General features: G+C 30.3%; 5 protein-coding genes. 3 read left to right on the plus strand and 2 right to left on the minus strand.

Going from position 1 to position 6,747, the window contains the following annotated elements; translation table 11 throughout:
• Window position 1 precedes the first annotated feature (1 nt).
• The 3 genes from P8K68_RS11615 to P8K68_RS11625 are packed head-to-tail and all read left to right on the plus strand — an operon-like array spanning window position 2 to window position 4,209.
• Window positions 2-1,147: a glycosyltransferase gene (locus P8K68_RS11615; protein ID WP_300251076.1), complete on the plus strand. Its 1,146-nt coding sequence runs from the start codon at window positions 2-4 to the stop codon at window positions 1,145-1,147.
• Window positions 1,148-1,161: 14 nt separating this feature from the next.
• A complete protein-coding gene (gene asnB / locus P8K68_RS11620; RefSeq protein WP_300251078.1) occupies window positions 1,162-3,063 on the plus strand; it encodes an asparagine synthase (glutamine-hydrolyzing) in 1,902 nt (633 codons plus the stop codon).
• A gap of 3 nt (window positions 3,064-3,066) precedes the next feature.
• Window positions 3,067-4,209 (plus strand): glycosyltransferase family 4 protein, encoded by a 1,143-nt coding sequence (locus tag P8K68_RS11625; RefSeq protein ID WP_300251079.1) that lies wholly within the window; start codon window positions 3,067-3,069, stop codon window positions 4,207-4,209.
• An 805-nt stretch (window positions 4,210-5,014) separates the two neighbouring features.
• Here P8K68_RS11625 and P8K68_RS11630 read toward each other — a convergent pair.
• Together P8K68_RS11630 and P8K68_RS11635 are read right to left on the minus strand one after the other, a co-directional pair.
• Complete coding sequence (locus P8K68_RS11630; RefSeq protein ID WP_300251080.1) at window positions 5,015-5,677, minus strand: T9SS type A sorting domain-containing protein; 663 nt, start codon at window positions 5,675-5,677, stop codon at window positions 5,015-5,017.
• A 57-nt stretch (window positions 5,678-5,734) separates the two neighbouring features.
• Window positions 5,735-6,747, minus strand: a 1,013-nt coding sequence (locus tag P8K68_RS11635) for a putative metal-binding motif-containing protein (RefSeq protein WP_300251082.1), incomplete at its 5' end; no start/stop codon positions are given.

Here is a 6,747-nt window from a genome sequence, read left to right on the forward strand (position 1 = left end):
ATTGAATCCTGTAAAAAAAAACATCAGTATACTTAACACTAGTCTAACCAGTGGAGGTGCAGAAAAAGTAATAAGCCTTTTACTTAAGGAATTAATTCATGATTTTAATGTAACATTAATTCTTTTTTATAACAAAATACATTTTCCTATACCAGAAGAGGTAGAGGTTGTTATTCTAGGCAAAAAAGACCATGATATACCTTTTTACGAAAAAGCTTTAAATGTTTTTAAGTTTGCAAGTAAATATAATGAAGTAATTAAAAGAAATAAAATAGATTATGTAGTGTCTTTTCTAGCATTTCCTAATTTACTTACTGGTATCATTTCTATGTTAAATAAAGAACCAAAAACGTATATAAGCGAAAGGGGCTTCCCTTCAGACAATACAACAAGTAAAACATCCCATTATATTTCTAAAGTGTTTTACCCATTACTGTATAACAAATGTGATAAATTATTCTCTAACTCTGTTCATATTAATAATGATTTAAAAGATAATTTTGGTGTTAAAATTCCTATGGAAATAATATACAATCCTATAGAACAGCCGAAAAAAGTAATAATTTCAAGTACATTAAATACTGTATCTCCTTTAAACATAATAACTGCTGGTACTTTAAATAAAAGAAAAAATCAAATAATGATTATTAGATCTGTTGAAAATTTAAAGTTTGATTTTACACTGTCCATTTTAGGAGGTGGAGAGCTAAAAGAGTATTTAATAAATGAAATAGACTCTAGAAAACTCAATAAAAAAGTATCACTTATAGGAAAAGTAAAAAATGTAGATGACTACTTAGTCAAAAGTAATTGTTTTGTTTTATCTTCTTTTACAGAAGGTTTTCCTAATGCGTTGCTAGAAGGTATGGCTATTGGCTTACCTTCTATTTCAACAAATTGTCTATCAGGCCCCTTAGAATTACTAAATGACAATAAACCTGTTAGTATAAATAATGGTGAATTCTTTAAAGCACAATTTGGTATACTAGTTAATAATGACGACCATATTGGTCTAGAAAAAGCATTAACTTATTTAAATGACAACCCAGATGAGCGTGAAAAATATAGTCAACTAAGTTTAGAAAGATCAAATGACTATTTACTTAAAACTATATATTCACAGTTTAAAGATTTTATATTAAACTAAAACCCTAAATCACTATGTGTGGAATCAATGGAATAATAAATAAAACAAGTTGTAATGAAAATGAAATAACTGCAGCATTGACCAAAATGAATGATTTAATTATTCATAGAGGACCAGATGAAGATGGTTTTATAGCTACAAAACAAGATAACTTTTCCTTAGGAATGTCAATGAGAAGACTGTCTATAATTGATTTATCAACTGGAAAACAACCAATATATTCTGGTGATAAAAAAATAGTCATAGTATTTAATGGTGAAATCTATAATTATAGAGAACTTAAATTAAAATTAGAAGAGTCAGGAACCACCTTTCAAACGAATAGTGATACTGAGGTTATTTTAAAACTATATGAAAAACATGGTATAGAATCATTTAAATGGCTAGATGGCATGTACGGTTTCAGTATTTACGATCAAAATAAAAATAAGGTATTTATAGCTAGAGATTTTTTTGGAGAAAAACCGCTTTACTATACTAATACTAACAAACAATTTATTTGGGCTTCAGAATTAAAATCAATAGTTGATGTTTTAGATTTAAAGCCCGAAATTTCGAAAAAAGGTGTGAATCTTTATTTAAGGCTAACATATATTCCTGCACCTTATTCAATTTATGATAATATTTTTAAGCTAGAAGCTAATCATTATTTAGAATATGATTTAAAAACCAATTCACATAAGATAAATGAAATTAGCCAAGAAATACTACCAAAGGAGGATGAGGTAAGTTTCGAGGATGCAAAAAATAAAGTTAAAGACTTAGTTTACGAAAGTGTTAATAGTAGGTCTATATCTGATGTTCCGTTAGGAACATTCTTATCTGGCGGTGTTGACTCATCAATAGTTTCACTCTGTCTTTCTCAATCAGCAAACAAAAAAATAGAAACATTCTCTATAGGCTTTAAAGAGGCTAAAATGGATGAAACAGCTAAATCTCAGCTTGTTGCTAAAATGATTGGTAGTAATCATCATGAATTTAAAATTGGAGAAGATGATTTAAAAGATAATATTCATGAAATTCTATTAAATTTTGATGAGCCATTTTCTGATACTGCTGCACTCCCAACCTATTTTGTTTCTAAAAAAACTAGAGATTATGTAAAAGTAGCTTTAACAGGTGATGGTGGCGATGAAGTTTTTGGAGGTTACAACAAATATTATGTTGGTAAGATGAATACAAAGTATACCAATATTGTTCCTAAACCTATTCATTATCTACTTTTAAACTCTTCCAAGTATATGTTATCAACCAAAAATGATAATAGAGGAAAACGCTTTAAAATAAAAAAAATGTTGAAAGCTGTTAATTATGATGGCAATCAATATTGGGATATTATTTCATTAGCTAATACAGAGTTAGAATTAGCAGAAATTTTGACACCATCGCATTATATAAATGACCTCTTTGGAGAATATAAAGACAAATTATATAATGATAAAGTTGAATCACTAACGGATTTTAGGCATGTTGATAAAATCTTAAGTTTAGAAGGTGGTATGCTTGCGAAAGTTGATAGAACAAGTATGCAAAATTCATTAGAATGTAGAGCACCTTTTTTAAATAAAAAAATATGGGATTATACAAATACGCTACCTGAAAAATACTTAATGAATGGATGGAATAAAAAACACATACTTAAAGAAGCCTTTAAAGATCAATTCCCTGAAGAATTTTTAGAGAAAAGTAAACGCGGATTTGGGTCTCCTGTTGGGAACTGGTTAAAGTCTAGTTTAAGAAAAGAATTAGAATCTTATATCGAACCAAAATTTTTATCAGATCAAGGTATTTTTAACCTAAATAAAATGATACCTATAGTACAAAACCATTTAAAAAGTAAGCGTGATAATACTTTTAGAGTATGGTCATTTTATTGTTTTCAAAAATGGTATAGTAATATTTACTTAAAACAATAATAAATGGATAAGAAAAGAATATTAGTTGTAGCATCATGTGCAAATTCATTAATCAATTTTAGAGGCGATTACATACAACGCTTAATTTCTGAAGGTTATGATGTATATACTGCTGTTGATAGCTATCCAGAGAAAGTTTTATCAAAGCTAAAAGAGTATGGCGTAAAAGCGCCTTTGGAATATTATTTACAAAGAACAGGTTTAAACCCGTTTAATGATTTAAAAACCATTTTTAATTTAAAAAAACTAATTAAAGAAAACAATATTGATCTGGTTTTTCCTTATACTGTTAAACCCGTTATTTATGGGTCTTTGGCAGCAAATATGGCTAAAGTCCCTGTAGTTTCATTAATTACTGGGCTTGGTTTTACTTTTACCGGTTTAACTTTAAAATCGAAAGTACTACAACGACTAAATGAATTTTTATATAAAATTTCCATCAGAAAAAACAAAGTAGTTGTATTTCAAAATAATGATGATCGCAGTTTGTTTTTTGATCGACACATTTTAACAAAAAAAAATAAAACGCAAGTTGTTAGTGGTTCTGGTGTTAATCTTGATCAGTTTACTTTTAGACCTAATCATAATTCTAATGGGATTACCAGCTTTATAATTGTCACAAGACTTATTAGAGAAAAAGGAACACACCTGTTTATTGAGGCTGCAAAAGTTTTGAAACAAAAGTATCCAAATACCGAATTTCATGTTATCGGATCGGTACAAAATTCGCCATCTGCAATAAAAGTTGAGGAGTTACAAAGTTTACATGAAAACGGAACCTTAGTGTTTCACGGATCGCAATCTAACGTTTTACAGCATTTAACTAAGCAAGACGTGTTTGTTTTACCAACATTTTATAGAGAAGGTGTGCCAAGATCTATTCTTGAAGCTTTATCTGTAGGTTTACCCATAATCACAACAGACTCTCCAGGTTGTAGAGAGACAGTTTTAGAAGGAGAAAATGGTTTTTTAATACCACCTCAAAACTTAGAAGCCTTAATTAAGGCTATGGAATTTTTTATTACAAATCCTAAACGACTAACAGAAATGGGGTTAAAAAGTAGAGAATATGCCGAAAAAAGATTTGATGTTGACATTATAAATCAAGATTTAATTGATATTATTAATAGCGTTATTAAAAAATAAAAATGATAGTTTAATGTTTTTTTTATAAAAAAGGCCAGATTTAATTTCATGATGATATTCCTATTTTTTCTAATTAATCCTAAGTTTTTTATGGAGTTTAAAATTAATTTTTTTAAAAGATCTAATAAATATTAATTTTTAATTAGCTAAATCCTTTGTTTACAAATTATCTCATAAAAAGGGTTAAAATTGTTTTCAATAAAAAATTTAATCAATACGATTGAAATTCATTTTTTTTTTAATCCTTCATTAAAAATTTTCGGCTGTAATGATAAAATTACTATTGTATTTCTCATTAAATGAAACTAACAACTTTCAAACGAAAGATTAATAAAACATAACATATCCTGAGTTAGTTAGAATAACCAAAAGGGCACAAGAGCGAAACATTAAATTTTTAAGGTATAGATCAGCTTGAATAGCATTTGATAGTCAGAAATCAAGTCACAACAAAAACTTTTTTCTTGTCATAAAATTTAAAATTTATACTGTTTACAAATTTTCCCTATCCTGCAAAGCATAGACTACTACCTCACTAGGCGTAAGGCTCATAGAGTGCAGAAAAACGGTTCTCATGTATATGCTACGAATCTAAGAACCTCATACTTTATGGGTTTTCATAATTCCGCAAAACCCAGTGATTTATAGACAGGCTTACTAAACGGAAATAAACCTCATAATTTGGATAGGTTAATCAAGATGAGCCACCTCAAAAGGATTAAAGTAAATAGTGTTATTACAATTTAATTTATAAAGAAAGAGCTGAGTTTTTAACTCAGCTCTTTTAAATACAATTTTGCTTAGATTATAATTTAATTAATTGTTTAAAAATGCTCTTTCCTGTTTTTTGACTAGTAATTGTTACTAAATATGTAGCTTGTTCTAAATTACTCATTCCACTAGCATTTATTGTTCTATTAATACTTAAATATTTTTTATCAAATACTAGTCTTCCACTTATATCGAATATTTTAATATTCAATTGACTATTATTATAACTTAGAGGAAGTTTTATAGTTATATTATCTTTAAATGGATTTGGATATATTTTTATTTTATTTTCTAAGCTTTCAAAATTATCAAGACCTAAAGTACCAACAGTTTTATTTCCAACAATAGCTGACACTTTTGAAACATCTATGATGTCAAGTGTTGCTGGGTTACAATCATCATCAATACCATTACCAACAATTTCTGTTTCCCCTGGATTGACCGATGCGTCGGTATCGTCGCAGTCAGCAGCACTATTATTGATATCACCTCCCGACCAATCATCTATGGCATACCCTTCAACCATTATGCCCGGGTTACCAGAAGTATTTGCTCCAGAAGGATTAACTATAGTGTGTACTAAATTATCATTTATAAAAACCTTGTAAGTCGTTCCATTAACCTCTCCTCGTATTACATCACCCTCTACCACGGTATAATTAACTCTACCTTTAGCACTTACTGAACCGTTAATCATAACTAACATCTGTACTACATTACCACTACACTGCCATACTACACTCGATGTTGCATCTCATCTAAGTGATATACCCGACAAAGAAAAGCCACATCCTGCAAAATTAGCTTCTGCCCATTGGTCGTCACCAAAAACGCCCTTACGAAAAGCTATAGCAAATGTTCCCCCACCTTTCTTAACTTTATTTGAAACTATACTGGCAGCGCCTCCACCAAGTCCTGTAGAATGGGTCCAGTTTGAACCTAAATTTTCAAAATCCACTCTATTAAAATTATCTGAAAAAAGATTGCCCACGCCATTCATTGTATAGCCATCACCGTCTAAATCATCATCCAAGGTTAATGGATTACAATCATTATCCACGCCATCATATGGCACTTCTGTTGCACCAGGATTTACAGCTGAATCTGAATCATTACAATCGCCTTCATTGGCCGTATAGCCATCGCCATCAGCATCGATAACTGTTGAGCTATCTGAAGTCGCTGGATTACAATCATCATCAATACCATTATCAACAATTTCTGTTGCGTCTGGATTCACATTCTCATCCGTATCATCACAATCGGTATTGTTATTACTATATCCTGCAGGTGCTGTAGATACACATAACAGTTCTGTAGTTGTAGACCCAAATCCATCCCCATCAGCATCTACATAATAAGTTGTTGTCGCATTTATTGTATTATCTGTATCATCACAATCATTGGCATTATCAAAACCATCGCCGTCTAAATCATCATCCAAGGTTAATGGATTACAATCGTCATCGATGCCGTTGTATGGCACTTCTGTTGCACCAGGATTTACAGCTGCATCAGTATCGTCACAGTCAGTAGCTGCATTATTATAGGCGCCTCCTCCTGACCAATCATCCATTGCATACCCTTCAACCATTATGCCTGGGTTACCAGAAGTATTTGCGCCAAAAGGATTAATTATAGTGTGTACTAAATTATCATTTATAAAAACCTTGTAAGTCGTTCCACTAACTTCTCCTCGTATGACATCACCTTCTACTACGGTATAATTAACTTTACCTATAGATCTTACTGAACCGTTAGTCATAA

Origin of the sequence: Algibacter sp. (assembly GCF_029245835.1) — a bacterium.
GTDB lineage: Bacteria > Bacteroidota > Bacteroidia > Flavobacteriales > Flavobacteriaceae > Algibacter_B.

What these genes read in the sequence shown, in the direction of transcription:
- P8K68_RS11625 (WP_300251079.1), top strand. Translation starts at nt 3,067, where the DNA reads ATGGATAAGAAAAGAATATTAGTTGTAGCATCATGTGCAAATTCATTA.
- asnB (WP_300251078.1), top strand. Translation starts at nt 1,162, where the DNA reads ATGTGTGGAATCAATGGAATAATAAATAAAACAAGTTGTAATGAAAAT.
- P8K68_RS11630 (WP_300251080.1), bottom strand. Translation starts at nt 5,677, where the DNA reads ATGATTAACGGTTCAGTAAGTGCTAAAGGTAGAGTTAATTATACCGTG.